This is a genomic window from Spirillospora sp. NPDC000708 (assembly GCF_040299565.1).
In the GTDB taxonomy this organism is placed as follows: domain Bacteria; phylum Actinomycetota; class Actinomycetes; order Streptosporangiales; family Streptosporangiaceae; genus Spirillospora.
Window position 1 is genome coordinate 1 of sequence record NZ_JBEPCJ010000261.1, and the last position, 1,026, is coordinate 1,026.

The window sequence follows — 1,026 nt, forward strand, 5'->3', positions numbered from 1 at the left end:
CTAGGCCGTGTCTCGAAGTCGGGTGTGTGACGGTGTGTCGTGATCTCTAAGTAGAGAGGTCTCCGGTAGATGGGTTCATCGACGAAGAAGAACCTGTAATACCGGAGACCTCGTGGCCACCCTAGCGGTGACGCGGCGGTTCGACCTGACCGATGGGCAGTGGGCGGTGCTGGAGCCGCTGCTGCCGGTCCCCAAGGGTCCGGGTCGGCCGTCGCAATGGACGAAAAGGCAGCTCATCGACGGGATCCGCTGGCGGGTGCGGGTCGGAGCACCGTGGCGGGACGTCCCGGAATGTTATGGCTCGTGGCAGGCGGTGTATGCGTTGTTCCGCCGGTGGCAGCGGGCGGGAGTGTGGGCGCGAATCGTCGCCGGCCTGCAAGGGCGGGCGGACGCGGCCGGGCTGATCTGCTGGCAGGTGAGTGTGGACTCCACCATCGCCAGGGCCCACCAGCATGCGGCCGGTGCCCGTACCCGTCCCGATGAGCAGGCCGAACCTCCCGCCCCCGGCGGTGGTGAGCCCGCCGACCACGCGCTGGGGCGTTCGCGTGGCGGCCTGACCACCAAGGTCCACCTGTCGTGCGAGCAGGGCCAGAAGGTGCTGTCGCTGCTGGTCACCGCCGGTCAGCGTGGTGACTCCCCGCAGTTCCGGGCTGTCCTGGAGCACATCAGTGTGCCCCGCCTCGGGCCGGGACGTCCTCGCAGCCGGCCCGACCGGGTCCGTGCCGATAAGGCCTACAGTTCCCGGGCCAACCGCGCCTACCTGCGCAGACGCGGCATCAAGTGCACCATCCCGGTCAAGGCCGACCAGGCCCGAAACCGCACCAAGCGAGGCAGCCGTGGTGGACGCCCACCGGTGTTCTGCAAGCTGGACTACCGGCAGCGGCACGCCGTCGAATGCGCCATCAACCGGCTAAAACGCCACCGTGCCGTGGCCACGCGGTATGACAAGGTCGCCGTCCGCTACGAGGCCGTCCTCCACATCGCCGTCATCAACGATTGGCTGACCTGCCTTTGAGACACGCCCTA

Annotated in this window: 1 protein-coding gene; it reads left to right on the forward strand. The window is 68.2% G+C overall.

Annotation, left to right across the window (positions count from 1 at the left end; translation table 11 throughout):
* Positions 1-112: 112 nt before the first annotated feature.
* On the forward strand, positions 113-1,015 hold the full coding sequence (locus tag ABT299_RS52865; RefSeq protein ID WP_500255503.1) for an IS5 family transposase: 903 nt from the start codon (positions 113-115) through the stop codon (positions 1,013-1,015).
* Positions 1,016-1,026: the final 11 nt, after the last annotated feature.